This window comes from Providencia sp. PROV175, from assembly GCF_032707045.1.
GTDB classification, from domain to species: domain Bacteria; phylum Pseudomonadota; class Gammaproteobacteria; order Enterobacterales; family Enterobacteriaceae; genus Providencia; species Providencia hangzhouensis.
Genome location: NZ_CP120533.1, coordinates 1,169,911 through 1,189,625, shown reverse-complemented (window position 1 = coordinate 1,189,625; position 19,715 = coordinate 1,169,911). Strand labels below are relative to the sequence as shown.

The 19,715-nt window shown below is 39.8% G+C and carries 14 protein-coding genes; 9 read left to right on the top strand and 5 right to left on the bottom strand.

Annotated elements, in window-relative coordinates; genetic code table 11:
- Nucleotides 1-87: 87 nt before the first annotated feature.
- Both mrcB and hrpB read right to left on the bottom strand, forming a co-directional pair.
- Nucleotides 88-2,610, bottom strand: coding sequence for a bifunctional glycosyl transferase/transpeptidase (gene mrcB, locus P3L44_RS05145; protein ID WP_272662039.1), 2,523 nt, complete (start codon nucleotides 2,608-2,610; stop codon nucleotides 88-90).
- Nucleotides 2,611-2,792: 182 nt separating this feature from the next.
- Nucleotides 2,793-5,252: an ATP-dependent helicase HrpB gene (gene hrpB, locus P3L44_RS05140; RefSeq protein WP_272662038.1), complete on the bottom strand. Its 2,460-nt coding sequence runs from the start codon at nucleotides 5,250-5,252 to the stop codon at nucleotides 2,793-2,795.
- Between the two features lie 100 nt (nucleotides 5,253-5,352).
- On the opposite strand from hrpB, the gene sfsA reads away from it, so the two are divergent.
- The 7 genes from sfsA to panD all read left to right on the top strand — a co-directional run bounded on the left by sfsA (nucleotide 5,353) and on the right by panD (nucleotide 11,660).
- Nucleotides 5,353-6,063: a DNA/RNA nuclease SfsA gene (gene sfsA / locus P3L44_RS05135; RefSeq protein WP_112307173.1), complete on the top strand. Its 711-nt coding sequence runs from the start codon at nucleotides 5,353-5,355 to the stop codon at nucleotides 6,061-6,063.
- A 195-nt stretch (nucleotides 6,064-6,258) separates the two neighbouring features.
- A complete protein-coding gene (gene dksA / locus P3L44_RS05130; protein ID WP_004260494.1) occupies nucleotides 6,259-6,714 on the top strand; it encodes an RNA polymerase-binding protein DksA in 456 nt (151 codons plus the stop codon).
- Between the two features lie 729 nt (nucleotides 6,715-7,443).
- On the top strand, nucleotides 7,444-8,790 hold the full coding sequence (gene pcnB / locus P3L44_RS05125; RefSeq protein WP_206077539.1) for a polynucleotide adenylyltransferase PcnB: 1,347 nt from the start codon (nucleotides 7,444-7,446) through the stop codon (nucleotides 8,788-8,790).
- 17 nt (nucleotides 8,791-8,807) lie between these two features.
- A complete protein-coding gene (gene folK, locus P3L44_RS05120; RefSeq protein WP_094960949.1) occupies nucleotides 8,808-9,299 on the top strand; it encodes a 2-amino-4-hydroxy-6-hydroxymethyldihydropteridine diphosphokinase in 492 nt (163 codons plus the stop codon).
- A 58-nt stretch (nucleotides 9,300-9,357) separates the two neighbouring features.
- The gene (panB, locus tag P3L44_RS05115) at nucleotides 9,358-10,149 is read left to right on the top strand and encodes a 3-methyl-2-oxobutanoate hydroxymethyltransferase (RefSeq protein ID WP_036958292.1); all 792 of its coding nucleotides are present in this window, start codon (nucleotides 9,358-9,360) and stop codon (nucleotides 10,147-10,149) included.
- Nucleotides 10,150-10,179: 30 nt separating this feature from the next.
- The gene (gene panC / locus P3L44_RS05110) at nucleotides 10,180-11,043 is read left to right on the top strand and encodes a pantoate--beta-alanine ligase (protein ID WP_272662037.1); all 864 of its coding nucleotides are present in this window, start codon (nucleotides 10,180-10,182) and stop codon (nucleotides 11,041-11,043) included.
- Between the two features lie 236 nt (nucleotides 11,044-11,279).
- A complete protein-coding gene (gene panD, locus P3L44_RS05105; protein ID WP_109912045.1) occupies nucleotides 11,280-11,660 on the top strand; it encodes an aspartate 1-decarboxylase in 381 nt (126 codons plus the stop codon).
- A 122-nt stretch (nucleotides 11,661-11,782) separates the two neighbouring features.
- On the opposite strand, the gene P3L44_RS05100 is transcribed toward panD, so the two are convergent.
- Both P3L44_RS05100 and P3L44_RS05095 read right to left on the bottom strand, forming a co-directional pair.
- Entirely contained in the window at nucleotides 11,783-12,553 is a 771-nt protein-coding gene (locus tag P3L44_RS05100; RefSeq protein ID WP_272662036.1) for an ABC transporter permease, read from the bottom strand.
- Entirely contained in the window at nucleotides 12,550-13,491 is a 942-nt protein-coding gene (locus P3L44_RS05095) for an ABC transporter ATP-binding protein (RefSeq protein WP_004913716.1), read from the bottom strand. The genes P3L44_RS05100 and P3L44_RS05095 overlap by 4 nt, the downstream gene beginning before the upstream one ends.
- Nucleotides 13,492-13,748: 257 nt before the next feature.
- Here P3L44_RS05095 and can point away from each other — a divergent pair, with 257 nt between their 5' ends.
- Nucleotides 13,749-14,402: a carbonate dehydratase gene (gene can / locus P3L44_RS05090; RefSeq protein WP_102139423.1), complete on the top strand. Its 654-nt coding sequence runs from the start codon at nucleotides 13,749-13,751 to the stop codon at nucleotides 14,400-14,402.
- 427 nt (nucleotides 14,403-14,829) lie between these two features.
- Entirely contained in the window at nucleotides 14,830-18,984 is a 4,155-nt protein-coding gene (locus tag P3L44_RS05085) for a filamentous hemagglutinin N-terminal domain-containing protein (RefSeq protein ID WP_272662035.1), read from the top strand.
- A 79-nt stretch (nucleotides 18,985-19,063) separates the two neighbouring features.
- Here P3L44_RS05085 and hpt read toward each other — a convergent pair whose 3' ends face one another.
- Nucleotides 19,064-19,600, bottom strand: coding sequence for a hypoxanthine phosphoribosyltransferase (hpt, locus tag P3L44_RS05080; protein ID WP_125891608.1), 537 nt, complete (start codon nucleotides 19,598-19,600; stop codon nucleotides 19,064-19,066).
- Nucleotides 19,601-19,715: the final 115 nt, after the last annotated feature.

The following is a 19,715-nucleotide window of genomic DNA, read 5'->3' as shown; positions in this document are numbered from 1 at the left end:
GAGGAAATCCCTAGGAGCATACACAAGTATGTGACTAGGGTTGACGAATGAAGCCAACACAGTCACAACTTGAAATATGACGAGAATTTAGGGGTTATTGCCAAACATATCCTTAACCCAATCCGGCGCATCATCTTGTTGCTCGCCATTATTACCATTTAAGTCCCAGACCGGGGCTTGCTCTTCTGACGCTTGGCATATCCCTTCTGGGTTATCTGTCCAAATCGGCAACATTCTACCGCCGCCGAAGTTTGAGCAACTTAATTGGCCGTCAGCAGTGACTTGCATATCAACAATGCCCTCTGGTGCACGGTTGATAAGTGCTAATGGCGCTTGGTTATCTAAGTAGCGTTGGTACACTTTCAGTGCGCCTGTCGCCCCTGTTAATTGTGTTGAACCGTTATTATCACGGCCAACCCACACAATCGCCACTTCTTTGCCATCAATACCTGCATACCAGCTATCGCGTAGATCGTTAGTTGTCCCTGTTTTACCGGCTAAATTATACTTGGCGTATTTGGTCAATAAGACTCTGCCCGTACCTTGTTTAACCACTTGCTGCATACCATACAATGTGAGGTATGCCGCTTGGGAAGGTACTGCTCGCTCTGCTGATGGGTAGCTTTGGTAAATTTCATTGCCATCTCCATCAATAACAGAACGCAATGCAGATAATTTCGCACGATTACCGTCACCACCAATGGTTTGATAAACTTGAGCAACTTCCGCTGGTGTTAGGTTAACTGCACCTAATAACATCGCAGGAACTTTTTCCATGGCAGCCGCAGGAGCTCCTAAGCGTACAAAAGTATTAAACACTTGGTCTAAACCAACCTCTAGCCCTAAGTTTACCGTTGGGATATTTTGTGATTTTGCCAAAGCGTCAACTAACATCATACGGCCGTTGAAATTACGGCTGTAGTTTCTTGGGCTCCAGTTTTGATTCCCGACTTTTACTGTTAGTGGCTCATCTTTTAACCATGTATTTAAACGAAAACGGTCCGGTTCACTTAGTGCAGCGAGGTATACCGGAGGTTTTGCCAGAGAACCAATGCTGCGCCGTGCATTTAACGCACGGTTAAACCCTGAATATTGGGGCTGAGAACCACCAACCATAGCGCGTACTTCGCCATTAATGCGGTCAACTACCACCATTGCCCCTTCTATGTCATCTAATTTACGAGATTTACGTAAATCAGCGACACCATTCTCAACTGCATTTTCAGCCGCAGTTTGAGCCACAGGATCTAGAGTGGTAAAAATTTTCGCACCAGAGAGTTCTTTAACTTTATCGCCCAATTTTTCATTGAGTTCTAAACGAACCATTTGCATAAAGGCAGGTTGAGAAGCCACTAGCCCTTCTTTATTTTTCACACCGAGAGGCCTTGCGCTCAGTACCTGATACATTTCTTGGTCAATCACACCGCGTGTTTCCAAGATTTTCAGTACGATATTACGGCGTTTAATTGCATTTTGTGGCTTAGTCCAAGGGTTATACGTTGACGCCCCTTGCACCATACCGACTAATAACGCCTGTTGATCAAAACTTAGTTCGTTGATTGGACGACCAAAGTAATACAAGCTCGCTAATGGGAAACCTCGAATTTCATCATTACCATTTTGGCCTAAAAAGACTTCATTTAAATACAGCTCTAAAATACGCTCTTTGCTGTAGTTGTAGTCCAGTAAAACCGCCATGTACGCTTCATTGGCTTTACGTTTTAATGTCCGTTCATTGGTCAAAAACAGATTTTTGACCAACTGCTGAGTTAAGGTACTTCCCCCTTGAACAGAGCGTCCTGCACTTAAGTTAGCAACAACAGCACGGCCAATAGAGTACAAACTGACCCCATCGTGCTCATAAAAGTTTCGATCTTCGGTTTCTAGTAAGATTTTAACTAAGGACTCAGGGAAGTCAGATATCGGTAAAACTAACCGTTGCTCATTATTCGCCGACTGCATCATCGTGATCAGTTTCGGGTCCAAGCGGAAAAAGCCAAATGAGCGGCCGTTTTCCATATTTTCAATTTTGCTCAACGCGTTATTATCAAACACCATACGCGCGAGTATTTGCCCTTCTTTTTGATCAGGGAAATTGAACGGCCGGCGTAAGATTTCGATACTATTACCGCGTACTACAAATTCGCCCGATGTCGTTATTTTACTCACTTTACGGTATTGCATACCTTCAAGCAGGCGAACCATTTCAGCCTGGCTGTAGTCCATGCCCGGTTCAAGATTAACCATCCGGCCGTATACTGCGGCGGGTAAATCCCAAACCTTACCATCGAGACGTTCTTTAATTTGTTGGTTTAAATAAAAACCATATGCCGCGAGTAAAACAGCAAACACGATCATCAGTTTGACTAGCAGCCAAAACCAACGCCATTTACTTTTTACCTTCCGAGGCTTGTTCTTTTTTGAGCCTTTTTTAGCCATTTGCTCTTCTTCATCTTCATCATCGAGATATTGTTCATCAATATCATCATCTTCAAATAAATCTTCATCATCATAGTCATCGCGGTCTCTACGGCGGCGAGATGAAGACTGTTTTTTCCCAGCAGTTTTTTTATTACGTCTGCCGATCGGTTCAAAATCTTTACCTGACATGGTCACTCCATATCACATGACAAAATAACTTAATAACTCACTAGTTACGCCAATTTAGTGGTTAATTTTGGCTCATAACCTCAGAGATTTCACCAAAGAAAGCTCTTAATTACATTTCCTTACTCAGGTTAACGCATCGATAGCCTGAATGAGGAAACCCGCTATTAGAGCACAAAAATAGGTTATTTCGCACCCATCATCGCTTTTTTTGTTTGTCTCGTTGGCGCAGTATTTGCAGGGTCATCCGGCCATAAATGCTTTGGATAACGCCCTTTCATCTCTTTTTGTATCTCTTTATAGCTGCCCTGCCAAAATACGCCAAGGTCTTGTGTAATCTGCAATGGCCGCATCGCAGGAGAAAGCAAAGAGAGCGTAATAGGAATTTTCCCTTGTGCTACTGTCGGGTTCGCTTTTTCCCCGTACATCTCTTGCATACGAATAGCTATCACTGGTGGCTTATCTAACGAATAGTGAATACTTACATCATGTAAAGATGGCGCTCGATAGGTCTTCGGAAACATACTTTCTAACCACTGTTGCTGCTGCCAATCTAATCGATTGATTAATAAAGAGGCTAAATCAATCTGCTGTAGTTTTTGCTTATTTGTTATGCCATCAAGATAAGGTTCAAGCCATTCATCTAACGAATCTAATAGCGCTATATCATCAAAATCAGGAAAAACAATATCAGGAAAATGCCGCTTAGCTAGCATACAGCGAATACACAATTGCAAAGCATCTTCCTGCCAATTTAACTGCTGCAAGCCATTTTGCTTCAACCAATAAACCAGCGCTTGGCGAATCTCAGCCTTATCAGGGTTGCTCAAACGTTCTGATTTCACTACTAATTGACCACATTGCAAGCGTTTCCAAGCTAATAAGGTCCCTTTTTGTTCATCCCATTCGACCGTTTCTTGAGTGTTAAATAAAGATGGGCAATCTGCTTGTAATCTGTCAATTTCAATAGGGTAAGCCAAGGAAATACGCGCATCAGCCATATTTTCGGGTTGCCATAAAGACACCACCATCAACCACGACTCTCCCATTAGCCTATCCGATTCATCCAATATAGCCCCTAAACCACTCGCTAATTGATAGCGATGTTGGTTATCTCGAGATTTCGCAATGCGATCGGGAAAACCCACAGCTAACAACGTTGGTAACCACTCACTAATTAGCGCATCTTGCTGACCAATGGTACTCAACACTTTGTGTTCGCAAAGTGCTGATGCTCTCTTGCACCACCCCTCAGTTGGCCTTTCTATATAATAACGAAGATCCGCATCTTGTTGACGAGGTGGTTCCTCGATAATCGCCACCAACAGCGCAGCTAATTGGATAACAGACTGATTTTGGCTTTGTTGTGCTTTACATAACATTGCCGCTGTTCGTACTGAACTGCCTAACTCCGCCATCTGCTGCCCAAAAGGCGTTAACTTGTTTGCTGCATCAATAGCACCTAATTTGCCAAGTAAATTTTTTGCCGCTGATATTGCCGGTTTAGGGGGTAAAGTCAGCCAATTCAGCTGTGCGGCATCGTGACAACCCCATTGTAATAAAGATAACCATAAGCTGCTCAAGTCACTTTGTGCAATTTCGGCCTCGCTAAATTGTGCCGCACGCTCAGCCTGCTCTTCACTGAATAAGTGCCAGCAAACACCTTCTTCCAAACGGCCTGCTCGGCCTGCACGTTGTGCCATCGACGCTTGGCTAATTCGCTGTTTAACTAGTTTTGTTAGTCCTGTTCGTGGGTTGAACTGACCCACACGTTCAAGACCACTATCCATCACAAGGCGGATCCCTTCAATCGTTAAACTGGTTTCCGCAATATTGGTGGCTAATACGACCTTTCGCACTCCTTCTGGTGCCAGCTGTATCGCCTGTTGCTGAGCCTGTAGAGATAGTGCTCCGTATAAAGGACATAAAAGTATGTCCTCACTAACCATCAAAGCGAGCTCTGCTCTTACTTTCTCGATTTCCCCCATACCTGGAAGAAATAATAATAAAGACCCGTGCTCTTGTTGCAATAACTGCCAAGCCGCTAGCGCCACTTCTTTATGGAAGAGTTTATTTGGGTTAATCGGATGATATTCACGTATTACGGGGAACGTACGCCCTTGTGAGGTGATAACTGGAGCATCAGGAAACAGCTGAGACAGCCCTTGATTATCCAATGTCGCTGACATCAATAGAATACGCAAATCTTCGCGTAAAGCTTGTTGTGAATCAATTAACAAAGCGAGACCTAAGTCTGCCTGTAAATTTCGTTCATGAAACTCATCTAAAATGACTAAGCTAACCCCTTCAAGCATTGGGTCATTTTGCAGTAAGCGGGTCAGTACGCCTTCTGTCACGACTTCAAGACGCGTGTGGCGACTAACTCTAGTTTCAGAGCGCATGCGTAAACCGATGGTATGACCGATATCTTCACCAAGTTGCTGTGCGAGGCGAGCCGCTACTGAACGTGCCGCTAAGCGACGGGGTTCCAACATAATAACCCGCCCATCAATAACCCCACTTTTTAATATTTCTAACGGTAAAACCGTTGATTTACCTGCACCTGTAGGTGCATGAAGCAAAACTTGAGGTGAAGCGACTAACGCGGTAAGTATGTCCTCACAAACTTCGAATATCGGTAACACTGAGGTTATCACTCCATGTATTTAACTTTTACTGTCAGACATTGTAGCATTAGCCTCTTTTGCCAGTAAGCATATTACCGACAACGATAGCGGAGATCCCATGGAATTTGAACCCGCCTTACAACCAGCTACTCTGATTAAGCGTTACAAGCGCTTTTTGGCTGATGTTACTTTACCGAGCGGTGAAGAAATTACAATTCACTGTGCGAATACAGGCGCTATGACAGGTTGTGCTACCCCTGGTGATACCATCTGGTATTCGACGTCCAATAATACAAAACGCAAGTATCCGTATAGTTGGGAGTTAACCCAAACCACAAATGGCCACTTTATTTGCATTAATACCCTTCGTGCGAACCAATTAGTTGCACAAGCCTTAGCCGAAAAACACATTCCAGAATTATCCGAATACAGCGTAATAAAGCCTGAAGTTAAATATGGCACAGAAAATAGCCGAATCGATTTCTATCTCACGCAAAATGGATTACCAGATTGCTTTATCGAAGTAAAATCAGTAACTTTACTAGAAAATAATCAGGGGTTCTTTCCTGATGCAGTGACACTTAGAGGCCAAAAGCATTTAAGAGAGCTCATGCATATTGCGAAAGAAGGAAAAAGAGCCATACTATTGTTTGTTGCTTTACACACAGGTATTCACGTAGCATCTGCAGCGGCACATATTGATAAACAATATGCGCTCTTATTGGAGGAAGCGAGACAAAGTGGTGTTGAAGTGCTTTGTTATCAAGCTGATATAACTATTCAACAAATGGTGTTAAGTAAGCAGATTCACTTTAACTCTATTAAATAAAGTTTTTTTAACCGTTTTTTATACGAGGCCGCAGAGTTCTGGGCACTAAAAAGGGAATAAACACGCTCGCCCTCACAGCATTACAAAACTCATTGCAGGAACGATTGCCAAGAGCGCAGTCTTCTGCTATTTATAGCGACCTTAATTTTTCCCCCTTGGGGTTTTTGTAAAATTTGCGTGTGTAGGAGAAGCATTATGCAAGAAGGGCAAAAACGTAAGACATCGTCCTTAAGCATTCTCGCCATTGCTGGGGTTGAACCCTATCATGAAAAAGCTGGCGAAGAGTACATGAACGAGGCCCAGTTGGCGCATTTTAAGCTCATTCTCGAAGCATGGCGCAATCAACTCAGAGATGAAGTGGACCGGACTGTTACTCATATGCAAGATGAGGCAGCTAACTTTCCAGACCCCGTTGATAGAGCCGCTCAGGAAGAAGAATTCAGCCTTGAATTACGTAACCGGGACCGTGAACGTAAACTGATTAAGAAAATCGAAAAAACGCTGAAAAAAGTTGAAGATGACGACTTTGGCTATTGTGAATCATGTGGTGTAGAAATTGGTATCCGCCGTTTGGAAGCCCGTCCTACCGCTGATTTATGTATCGACTGTAAAACATTAGCTGAAATTCGCGAAAAGCAAATGGCTGGCTAGTGTCTATATGGAGTCCTGAACGGCGCATATTACTGCGCCGTTACAAGGAAACGTTACATTCTGTTATGTTCCACTCAGAGCTTATTCCTTGCGTTAGCTATCACATAAAATCTATCCTTCCCGCATCTTTTTGCCAATTGGTTGGCGATAACGTCCTACCGTGCTCTTTTAAGTAAGATAAACATTTACTTTCACGTAATTTTTTACGGAGATAGATTAGGCTGTTATTTAACCCCATAGTTTGAAGTTGAATAATCCTCTAACAACAAAAAAGCGCTTAAAATAAGGCTTCTAAACCTATACTTCTATAGTGAGATCGCTTTTTGAGCTATTATTTTGCGTAAATTTTATTGGTAACGTTTATAATTAGAGATGACTTTTATTCGTTTAACCATTCTCAAAGAAACTTCTGTGAGCTATGATTAGCCGCTTATTTTTGTTTAATGAATATTGGTAATGACATCGAGGTGTACTATTTTTAACCGAGTAGCAAATTTCTGCCGTAATATTTTATCTCGCAATACAGACGCATCCCCTGAAGATGTAGAACAACATCGTGATACTTCGCGAGATATACAGGCAGCCGGTAAAAGGCCAGTCACTCATTCTGCTCATGCGCAAACCGCATCTAAAGAGCAGAACACCGCTCAACCCCATAAAACAGCCCCTATTAAAAAAACGGTTCGTCAATCTCAACGTGCCGATTCAACACCTGAGAAGCGCCCTACAATGACAACCGTAAACGACGAAAACATTACTGTTATCCCGCGTTCCGAACATCCTATTTCGCGTAGTGATATTAGTGACAATGCATTAAAAGTACTGTACCGCTTAAATAAAAGTGGCTTTGAAGCCTACTTAGTGGGTGGTGGTGTGCGTGATTTGCTTTTAGGCCAAAAGCCTAAAGACTTCGATATAACTACGAACGCAACACCTGAGCAGATCCGCAAATTATTTCGTAATTGCCGTCTAGTTGGTCGTCGTTTCCGTCTAGCCCATATTATGTTTGGCCCCGAAATTATTGAAGTTGCAACTTTCCGTGGCCACCATGACCAAAATGTGTCAGATGACAAAAACTTATCTGCACAAGCGCAAAACGGTATGTTGTTACGCGACAACATCTTTGGTTCTATTGAGGAAGATGCGATTCGTCGGGACTTCACCGTTAATAGCCTATATTACAATATTGAAGACTTCACATTACGTGACTACGTTAATGGTTTGAAAGACCTCAAAGCTGGCGTTATTCGTTTAATTGGTGACCCTGAAACGCGCTATCGTGAAGACCCAGTCAGAATGCTAAGAGCGGTACGTTTTGCCTGCAAATTAAATATGAGCATCGAGCCGAAAACCGCAGAGCCAATTTACCAACTCGCTCATTTATTGAGAGAAATTCCATCTGCTCGGTTATTTGAAGAATCACTCAAATTACTCCAAGCAGGCCAAGGTTACGCGACTTATAAAATGCTCAAAAAATATGGTTTGTTTGAGCAACTTTTCCCTGTTGTCGCAAGCCGATTTACTGATAACAGTGATTCGCCAATGGAAAAAATCATTGAGCAAGTCCTCAAAAATACTGATTTCAGACTAAAAAATGATAAGCGTGTTAACCCTGCTTTTTTATTTGCTGTTATGTTATGGTATCCAGTTACTGAGCATGCTGAGAAGCTATCTCAAGAAGGCGGGTTGGCCTATTACGACGCCTTTGCGCTGGCAATGAATGATATATTAGATGAACAGTGCCGCTCGATTGCGATCCCAAAACGCATTACAACCACTATGCGTGATATTTGGTTATTGCAATTACGCTTACCTCGCCGCCAAGGTCGTCGCGCAAATAAACTCATGGAGCACCCAAAATTCCGTGCAGCGTTTGATTTATTAGAATTAAGAGCCAATGTTGAGCACCGCAACGAGTTACAAGAGTTAGCGTTATGGTGGACTGATTTTCAACAAGCGAATAATATCAAACAGCGTGAAATGATTTCGGAATTAGGTAGTGCCCCTACTCGCCGCCGCCATCGCCCACGTTCATCACAAGGTGGAACCGGCGCGCGCCGGCCGAATAAGTCATAATAGATAGAGAGAATACAATGGAACAAGTCTATATTGCTGTAGGAAGTAACCTTGGTGAGCCGCTGCTACAGGCACAGCAAGCTATTGCAGCATTAGATGCTATTCCTAATAGCCGCGTTGTTTCTACCTCTTCTGTTTATCGAACCAAACCATTAGGCCCACAGGACCAGCCAGATTTTTTGAATCTGGCTGTGCTACTAGAAACAAGCCTTGAGCCTGAAGTTCTTCTTAACCATACACAAAAAATCGAACTTGAGCTTGGCCGTGTACGCAAAGAGGAACGTTGGGGGCCACGAACGCTTGACCTCGATATCATGCTTTTTGGTAACCGTATCATCAATACTGAACGGTTAATCGTTCCACATTATGGGCTAAAAGAGCGTGAGTTTATGTTGTATCCGCTTAGCGAAATCGCCCCTTCCCTTGTTTTTCCTGATGGCGAAAAGCTTTCAGAAAGACTCACACAAGTCCCTCGAAATGGCCTAACGTTTTGGGATATTCCAGCCTAAAATGTTCAACCTCTTATGAGGTATGGTCGCAGGGAGATCATTTCCGGAGGTTATTATAATGAAACCAATTTCTCTGGCTGATTTATGTCAGTTTAAAAAAGACAAACACAAATTTGCAACCATGACAGCCTATGACTCAAGCTTTGCTCAATTATTTTATGAGCAAGGTATTCAGGTGATGCTCGTTGGAGACTCACTGGGAATGACGATCCAAGGTGAATCATCTACTTTACCTGTGACCGTCGAGCAAATTGCTTACCACACCCGATGCGTTCGCAAAGGTGCACCAAACGCCTTCATTATTGCAGATATGCCATTCATGAGTTACGCCACACCAGAACAAGCTTGTTCTAATGCAGCAATTTTGATGCAAGCGGGTGCAAACATGGTGAAAATTGAGGGTGGCAGCTGGTTATGTGATACCGTAAAAATGCTAGGAGAACGCTCTGTTCCTGTGTGTGGTCATCTAGGTTTAACACCTCAAGCAGTAAACGTTCTTGGCGGTTATAAAGTCCAAGGACGCGATGAGGTCACGGCAAATCAATTACTCAAAGATGCAATTGCATTAGAAAATGCAGGTATCCAATTATTGGTTCTCGAATGTGTTCCAACTGCCTTAGCAAGTCATGTTTCTGAAGAACTGCTATTACCGGTGATTGGTATTGGCGCAGGAAATGGAACTGATGGACAAATCCTTGTTATGCATGATGCACTGGGTATTACCGCACGAGCGCCTAAATTTGCTAAAAACTTTTTAGCTCAAGCAGGCAACCTTCATGATGCTATTCGTATGTATATCCAAGAAGTGGAAGATGGCATTTACCCAAGTGAAGCACATTCTTTTTCTTAATTGATGCCAGTAATTATAAGGAACACACGTATGCTTATCGTTGAAACGGCACTTATCTTACGCCGTGAAATTCGTCGTTGGAAACAAGAAGGTAAACGTATTGCACTTGTCCCAACGATGGGTAATTTACACGATGGTCACTTAACACTCATTGACCAAGCGAAAAAACAGGCTGATATTGTGATTGCCAGTGTATTCGTGAACCCAATGCAATTTGATAGGCAATCTGATTTAGCCAATTACCCACGAACTTTGCAAGAAGATTGCGAAAAATTAAAGCGTCGTGATATCAATTTAGTTTTTGCACCTTCCCCGCAAGAATTCTACCCAGAAGGGATGGAAAAACAGACTTTTGTTGAAGTTCCTGAGTTATCGACCATGTTAGAAGGCGCAAGCCGTCCCGGTCATTTTAGAGGTGTCGCAACGGTTATCACTAAGCTGTTCAACTTAGTTCAGCCAGATATTGCCTTGTTTGGTGAAAAAGATTACCAACAGTTGCAATTAATTCGCAAATTAGTTTCTGACTTATCATTTGATACTCAAATTGTTAGTGTCCCAACGGTTAGAGCTAAAAATGGCCTAGCACTGAGTTCACGTAACAATAATTTGTCAGCAGAAGAGCTAAAAATAGCGCCTAAACTGTTTCAAATTATGCAACAAGCGGGTGAAAAATTAGTCGCTGAGCCTAACGCATCTGAAGTTATTATCGAAGAGATGAATAATAGCTTACGTGAAGCCGGTTTTACCCCTGATGAGCTATTTATTCGCGATGCAGATACATTATTACCACTTGATGAGTCCAGTAAACGTGCGGTTATTTTAATGGCTGCATGGTTAGGTCAAACGCGTCTTATTGACAATTTACAAGTTGACCTGCAACGCGATATTGCATAAAACAATAAGACTTATAACACTATCACAGCAACCATCTTGCTGCGTTGCTAAGCCTGTTGCGACTTATATACACGTAGTCAACAACGCTGCAGTTTTGAAGGCACTATGATTTTATTCAAAGTCATTCAGATTGCAGCTAGGCGGCAAGTAAGTGAGTCCCTAGGAGCATACATAAGTATGTGACTAGGGCGAACGCACGTAGTCAACAACGCTGCAATTTGAAGGACGAAGAAGAAATGTTAAGAAGAATGTTACAAGGCAAACTCCATCGCGTCACAGTCACACAGGCAGACCTACACTACGAAGGCTCATGTGCGATAGATCAGGACTTCATGGATGCAGCTGGGATCCTTGAATACGAAGCCATTGATATTTACAACGTTGATAATGGCGAACGTTTTTCAACCTACGCGATTTCTGGCGAGCGCGGTTCAAAAATTATCTCAGTAAATGGTGCTGCTGCACGCCGTGCTGCGGTTGGTGATAAGCTGATTATTTGTTCTTATGTACAAATGGAAGATGAAGATGCGCGCCTACATAAGCCAAAAGTGGCTTATTTTGATGAAAACAATAAAATGAGTCGCATCGCAAAAGCAGTCCCTGTTCAAGTGGCATAATGTTGGATTTTATTTATCCAACAATTTGATTAGTATTGCCATTTATATACATCTCAATAAAAAACGGCTTTTGATTACGCTAAGTACCAAAAGCCGTTTTTTACACAATTTCAGCCCAAAATTTAACTTCTTAAGCCTCTACCTTGCTCAATCAAAAACCATGTTAATGCATAAAAGACGACTAAGAAAATCATTAAGACGCCTAACGTAATCGCGATAGAAACATCGGCTATTCCCAGAAAACCATAACGAAAGCCGCTGATCATGTACACAATTGGGTTCAGTTTAGAAACGGCTTGCCAAAACGGTGGTAACAGTGATAGTGAATAAAATACACCACCTAAATACGTTAATGGTGTTAAGACAAAGGTTGGAACAATACTAATATCATCAAATGTCTTAACGAAGATGGCATTTAATAGACCGGCAAGGGAAAACACAATTGCGGTTAGTAATAATGTTATGACTACCATTGCCCATGAATGCACTTGCAAGGGAATAAAAAATAACGATACCAATGTAACGAGAAAGCCCACTAAAATCCCTCTAGCAACACCACCGCCGACAAAACCTGCGATAATAATATGCGTCGGAACGGGGGCTACCAGTAATTCTTCGATATTTTTCTGAAATTTAGAGCCAAAGAAAGAAGAACAAACATTTGAATATGAATTAGTGATCACCGCCATCATGATTAACCCAGGGACGATGAATTGCATATAATCCACACCACCCATATCACCAATTCTAGAACCAATTAAGTTACCAAAAATCACAAAATACAGCGACATTGTGATCACCGGTGGTAATAGTGTTTGTATCCAAATACGACCAAACCGTGTGACTTCTTTTATCCAAATGGTTTTCAATGCGACCCAATATAATGAGATCATCTTGCAATCTCCTTCTCGGTTGCATTACTTTCTCTTTTAACTAAGTTAACAAATAACTCTTCTAATCGGTTTGCTTTATTTCGCATACTTAAAATCTGAACACCTTGCTCACTGAATTGGCTAAAAACACTATTTAGACCTTGCTCTCTTTTAACATCTACCTCAAGTGTTGAGGTGTCTATCAAACGTGATTCATACCCTAATAATTGAGGGATCGGACTTTTTGGCATTAAATCAAAAATAAAGGTTTCTGATTCTAATTGGCTCAGTAATTGCTTCATACTAGTATTTTCAACTAATTCACCATGTTGAATAATGCCAATATTACGGCACAACATTTCAGCCTCTTCCAAATAGTGAGTGGTTAAAATGATTGTCGTCCCCTGAGCGTTAAGATTCTTTAAAAATGTCCACATTGAGCGACGAAGCTCAATATCAACACCCGCCGTGGGTTCATCCAAAATTAATAGCTTTGGTTGGTGCATCAATGCACGGGCTATCATTAAACGGCGTTTCATACCACCAGACAAATTACGTGCCCGCTCATCACGCTTTTCCCATAAATCAAGTTGGGTTAGGTACTGCTCTGCACGTTGTACCGCAACAGAACGCGTAACCCCATAATAACCGGCTTGGTTAAGGACAATTTGTAATACCGTTTCAAATGGATTGAAATTAAACTCTTGAGGCACTAATCCAAGTTGCTGCTTTGCTTGCACAACTTGTTTTTCTAAATCATAACCAAATACTTTTACAGACCCGCTTGTTTTGTTTACCAGCGAGCTAATGATCCCTATTGTAGTTGATTTACCCGCACCATTTGGTCCCAACAATGCGTAAAAGTCACCGTCTTCAACGCTCAGATCAATCCCTTTCAGGGCTTTCACACCACCTGGGTAGGTTTTGGTTAACTGCGATAACTCAAGTGCATATGTCATATGTAAAAAAAACCTTTATTCTTAGAACGGTTTGAAGGCAATATATCGCCATGATGCCACTTTTTTCTGCTCTATGTTATGCAGAAAAGAGATAATTAGTTTATACAATATAATTCAATATGTTATAAATTTAGGGTTGTCTTGTCTAAAAGACAGGTTCATCATAAGGGCATTAAAATTAGTATAACTAATTATTAATTAATCAATAAATGTTGTATAAGATTTTATCGCAAAGTAACACAACTAGGCTATAAGTCATGATGAGAAAAATCGAAGAGCTGTTTGCTAACAATGAAGCATGGTCAGCATCAGTCAATGAACAAGACCCCGAATTCTTCAAAGAATTATCAAAAGCACAAAAGCCGAGATTCTTATGGATAGGCTGCTCTGACAGCCGAGTACCTGCAGAAAAACTCATTAACGCGGCACCTGGGGACCTTTTTGTGCACCGTAATGTTGCCAACTTAGTCATTCACACTGACCTAAACTGTTTATCTGTCATTCAATATGCGGTTGATGTCTTACAAGTTGAGCACATTATTATTTGCGGCCACTATGGCTGTGGTGGTATTGAAGCGGCGGTTGATAATACCGAACTTGGCTTAATTAATAACTGGCTATTACACATAAGAGATATTTGGTACAGACATAGCTCTATGTTGGGTGAATTAAAGCCTTGTGAGCGTCTTAACCGTTTATGTGAGTTAAATGTTGTTGAGCAAGTTTATAACTTAGGGCATTCAACCATCATGCAGTCTGCATGGAAACGTGGCCAAAAAGTGATGATCCACGGTTGGGTATATGGGATTAATAATGGCCGGTTACACGACTTACATATTACTGCAGACAGCCGAGAAAAACTTGAGTTATGTTACCGTGAAGCTATTTCAACATTAACTCAAAAAAAATAAATTAAACTAAAAATAAAAAGCTCTTACATTTAAGAGCTTTTTACCAATTAAATCCAAAAATAGCGTAATTAAATTATAAAATATATTTTCATTTCTTTTAAATTAAAATGAAAATATTAATCCAAAAAAACTTATGATTAACAATTGTTGTAATTATATTTATACGCATATTAATTTAAGTATTGATACATATTTATCCTGAAGCAGAGTGAAGCTTATTTGTTGATTACAAAGAAATTAACCTCAAGAAATATATATTCAACCACGAAAAACTCATTGATGATATTTTATTTTGGAATAAAAATCCGGACTTTGAATAAGTATTTTTAAATATACTTATTTTAAATTTCAATCATAATTCAAGTGTTATAATGGGGTATTGTTAATTTACATATATTAACTTCAAATCATATTTAGGGATATTTCTATGAGTCAGCCTATTAAAAGTGGGTCTTCTAATCATACATTAAAGCTAAAGCCTATCGTCTTATGCGTCTCTGCAATTTTAGGGATGACTTCAATGGCTCATGGCGAAATAATTAATACTAACGGTGCTGGAGTAATCAATCAGCACAATGGCCCAACAATTGTTAATATAAATAAAGCTAGTGACAAAGGGGTTTCTCACAATATATACAACAAATTCGATGTTGATAATAAGGGAGTCATTTTAAACAACAGTAAAGATAACGTTAATACTCAGTTAGGTGGAATGATTAACGGAAACCTTAATTTAGCGGGTGGTGAAGCAAAAGTTATCCTTAATGAGGTTAACTCTAATAATGCAACAACGCTAAATGGTATGGTTGAAGTTGCAGGGAAAAAAGCACAAGTTATTGTTGCTAACCCGTCAGGGATTACCTGTAATAGCTGTGGCTTTATTAATACTGAAAGCACAACTCTCACAACGGGTAAACCGATTATCGGTAATGGGGAATTACTGGGTTATAACGTAGCCAAGGGACAAATTATCGTTAATAAAGATTTAAATTCTGATTCCCCCACAGAACTTATTGCTCGTTCAGCGATGATCAATGGCCAGTTAAAAGCAAAAGAAATTAAAGTTGTCACTGGAAATAACTTTGTCGATGCAAATGGTAATGTTGTTTCTACTGTCACACCTGTTGGTAGTCGTCCTTCTGTCAGCATTGATGTCTCAGCACTAGGTGGTATGTATGCAGATAAAATTACTTTAGTTTCTACTGAAAGTGGAGTTGGTGTTAGAAATAAAGGGATTATATTAGCAGGTGATAAAGGTTTAACTGCTAATGTTGCAGGATACCTGTCTAATAATGCGAATAGAATAGAATCTTCTGGTGATATTAATCTAAACTCTAGCACTTTTCATAATGATGGTTTAATCCGAGCTAAAAACAATTTAGACATTTCAACTAATGAAACAAGTTCTGGATATGTAACTTTCGGTAATGATAACGGACAACTTTTATCAACAGCTGGCGACATTAGTTTACGCACCCATAACTCTATATTGAATCGCAATGGTGGGGTTATTAACGCCCAAAATAATGTTAATATTGAAACAATAGATATTCAAAATGGTGGCGGTTTAATTAAGTCAAATAGTGCAGATGTCAATATTGATGCAAGAGGGGGTATTTATCAATGGCGTAGCTCATCGAGTAGCCAGCCTGAAAAGAGAATTATTGCTGGTAGAGATATTAATATTACCGCAAATAGAATTATTAATGAAAATGCTGAAATTAATGCAGGTAGAGATGTCATTTTAAACACTGCATCCTCTATAGAAAATACTAACTCTGTTATCACGGCTAAACGTAGAATAAGCATTGATGCGGATAGTCTAACAAATAAATCATCATCGATTACTGCCACTAATGCTAAATCTGATTTAAATGTCACTAAATATATTACTAATGACGCAAACTCAGTCATCAGTAGTGGTCGAGGATTAAATATAACCTCGGCGAAGCTGACTAACGCAGGAAAAATTATTTCACCAACTAATGTTCCCAACACAATACCTGTGCCTACTTATATTTCCAATATAAAAGTAGATCATATTGATAACTCTGGGGGAGCAATTTCAGGTGATCAACTGAATATAACATCAAATACAATTAAAAATGAGCTAGGCTTTATTGATGCGAAAAAACTTAACATCACATCTAAATCCTTAAATAACCACGGTGGTTATATTCGCTCGTATAGTGACATGATTCTCAATGTTAACCAATTAAATAACTCAGAATCAAGTAACTTTAGTCGAGTCGCTTCCAAATTTGGTTTAACCAATAAAGTTGGTGGAATTGAGGTTCTAAATGGTGGTATTACTGTTACTGGTGATGATGTTTCCAATTACTTAGGTTTCATTAAAAGTGCAGCTGAAGAAAGGGTGGCTAGCCTAGGAGGAATGGAGTTTAATTTAACTGGTAGACTTAGTAACAATACTGGTGAACTAACAAGCGGTAATGATATTACTATCACAACTAGAGAGTTATCTAACTACAGAGGTCAACTCAATTCAGATGGAAAATTAAAAATCAAATCCACTGAATCAATTAATAATATATATGGTAAACTTAACTCAAAAGGCGTAACTGAACTTTATGCTCCGAACGTTTCAACTTATGACAATAATGAAACTTACAGCACAGATGGCACAGGTATTATTTACAACCCTAATGGGTTAAATATTATTCATATCAAAAAACCAACCGATAACGGTATTTCACACAATACTTATCAAAGTTTCAATGTGAGTGAAAAAGGAACCATTTTCAATAATAGTAGCACCATGACAACAACTAAGTTAGGTGGAACTATCGCTGGAAATGAAAATTTAACCTTAGGTAATGAAGCTAAAGTTATTTTAAATGAAATCGTTGGTAATAATATCAGCTTAATTAACGGTATGATGGAAGTTGCAGGTACTGCAGCACAAGTCATTGTTGCGAATGCTTCTGGTATTACTTGTAATAGCTGTGGTTTTATTAATGCATCACGAGGTGCTTTTGTAACCGGTACCCCACTGGTTGTTGGTGATAACTTGGTTGGGTATAACGTAACCAAAGGCCAAATCACTGTTAATAAAAGCCTGACGTCTAATAATGCAGTTGATTTCATCGCCCGTTCAGTGCTCATTAATGGTGACGTCCAAGCTAATGAATTAACTATTTCAACAGGCTCAAATTTATTCGATTCTGAAGGTAATGTACTTTCTACCACGTCAGGACCGTACAACTTAAGTAATTACGGTATTACGATAGCGAATAATGCTAGTTTAAATGCCGATAAAATGAAGCTTAATGTTAATGAGTCAGGATACTACTTAAGTAATAAAGGTTTGATCAATGCTGGTGATGGCGGTTTAACCGTTAATGCTTATGCTATAAGTAACCCTGGGAAAATAGAATCAAAAGGTAACCTCGATCTAACATCCACAGGTCGATACACCTTTAATAACGACTATGGAAGTATTATTTCTACTGCTGGAAATGTCAACATTACCACTAATGATTACTTACATAACCGTTATAATGGCTTAATCAGTGCGAATAAAAACATTAATTTAAACATTAATAAAGATATTCAAAATGGCGGCGGTTTAATTAAAGCGGAACAAGGCGATATCAATGTTGATGCTGATACTATCTATAACTGGGCATACAACAGTAAGCATGGAAAAAATAGATTTATTGCAGGCAGAGATCTCACGATTAACAGAGGCAGAATTGTTAATGAACAAGCAATAATGTCTGCTGGAAGAGATTTTAACTTTATGGGTTCCAACATAAGCAACAAAATATCAAGCTCCATCACGGCTAATCGTCGCGTGAACATTGATACTGATTATATCAGCAATCTATCATCCTCTATTCAAGCAGTAACAGGCAGAATGGATATTACTGTGCAAGACACAATAGTAAATGATACTAAAGGTGTTATTAGCAGTGACAAACTGATGAATATCACATCACCAAAACTGACAAATAGCGGTATCATTGTATCTAATAATGGCAAGTCTACATTTAGGGTTAATGACTTAACAAACAAGACTGGCTACATTAAAGGATTTAACCTTAATTTCATCTCGATGTATTTAAACAATAGTTCTGGACTGATTAAAGCTGACAATAATCTAGTCATGAACGCTGATTATATTAGTAATACTAGCTCATCAGATTTTAGCAAAAACACTTATAACCTTGGTTTAACAAGTCAAAAAGGTGGCATCATTGCTGACAATGGTAGTATTAACCTTAAAGGCTATCAATTGAATAACGGCTCAGGAATTATTCAAACCAACGCAATCTTTCCTGCAGCAGGAGAAGCGGATATCAATATCACTATGGGTAATGAGATCATCAACAACTACGCACAAATAAACAGTGCAGGAAGTCTGAAAGCAGAAGCGAACACCATCTCTAACAACACTGGAGTAATGAATGCAGGCCTTGATTTAACAGCTAAAGCAGAGCGTTCTATTAATAACTATTATGGAAAGATAAACGCAGGAAATACCACTAAAGTGACGACGCCTAGCTTGTCTAATCAGTACGGTCAAATTACAGGTAATCCTGTTATTATTGAAACAAACTAATAAATAACGTATTCGTTATGTAACCATAAACAAAAAGGACAGCCTTGCTGTCCTTTTTCATCGAGTTCACCTGAAAATATTAATCTTCAAGTAATGTTACATGGCCAATATAAGGCAAGTGACGATACTGTTGAGCGTAGTCGATACCGTAACCCACCACAAATTTGTCTTCAATAGAATAACCAATCCACTCAACAGGAACTTGCACTTCGCGGCGTGAAGGTTTATCCAGTAATGTACAAATAGCGACAGATTTAGGGCCACGTAATTCGAAAATTTCACGCACTTTATTTAACGTATTACCAGAGTCGATAATATCTTCAACGATTAATACGTGTTTATCACGGATATCTTCGTCCAAATCTTTGACAATTTTAACATCACGGCTCGATGTCATCGCATTGCCATAACTTGAAACAGTCATAAAATCGACTTCATGAGGAACATCAATCTTACGGCATAAATCAGCCATAAAAATAAATGAACCTTTCAGCAAACCAACAAGGACTAATTCACCATCAAGCTTTTGATAATGAGCACTAATTTTATCGGCTAATTCACTAATTCGTTGAGCAATCTCTTCTTCAGAGATCATCACTTCAAGGGTATGTTTCATCTTCTATTACGCATCTATGGGAATGGAAAGCACGTAATTTTAACATAGGCAGCACGCATATACTAATAAAGGAAAATACAGTGCTAAAATTTCACACTGCATTTTCTCTGAAAAT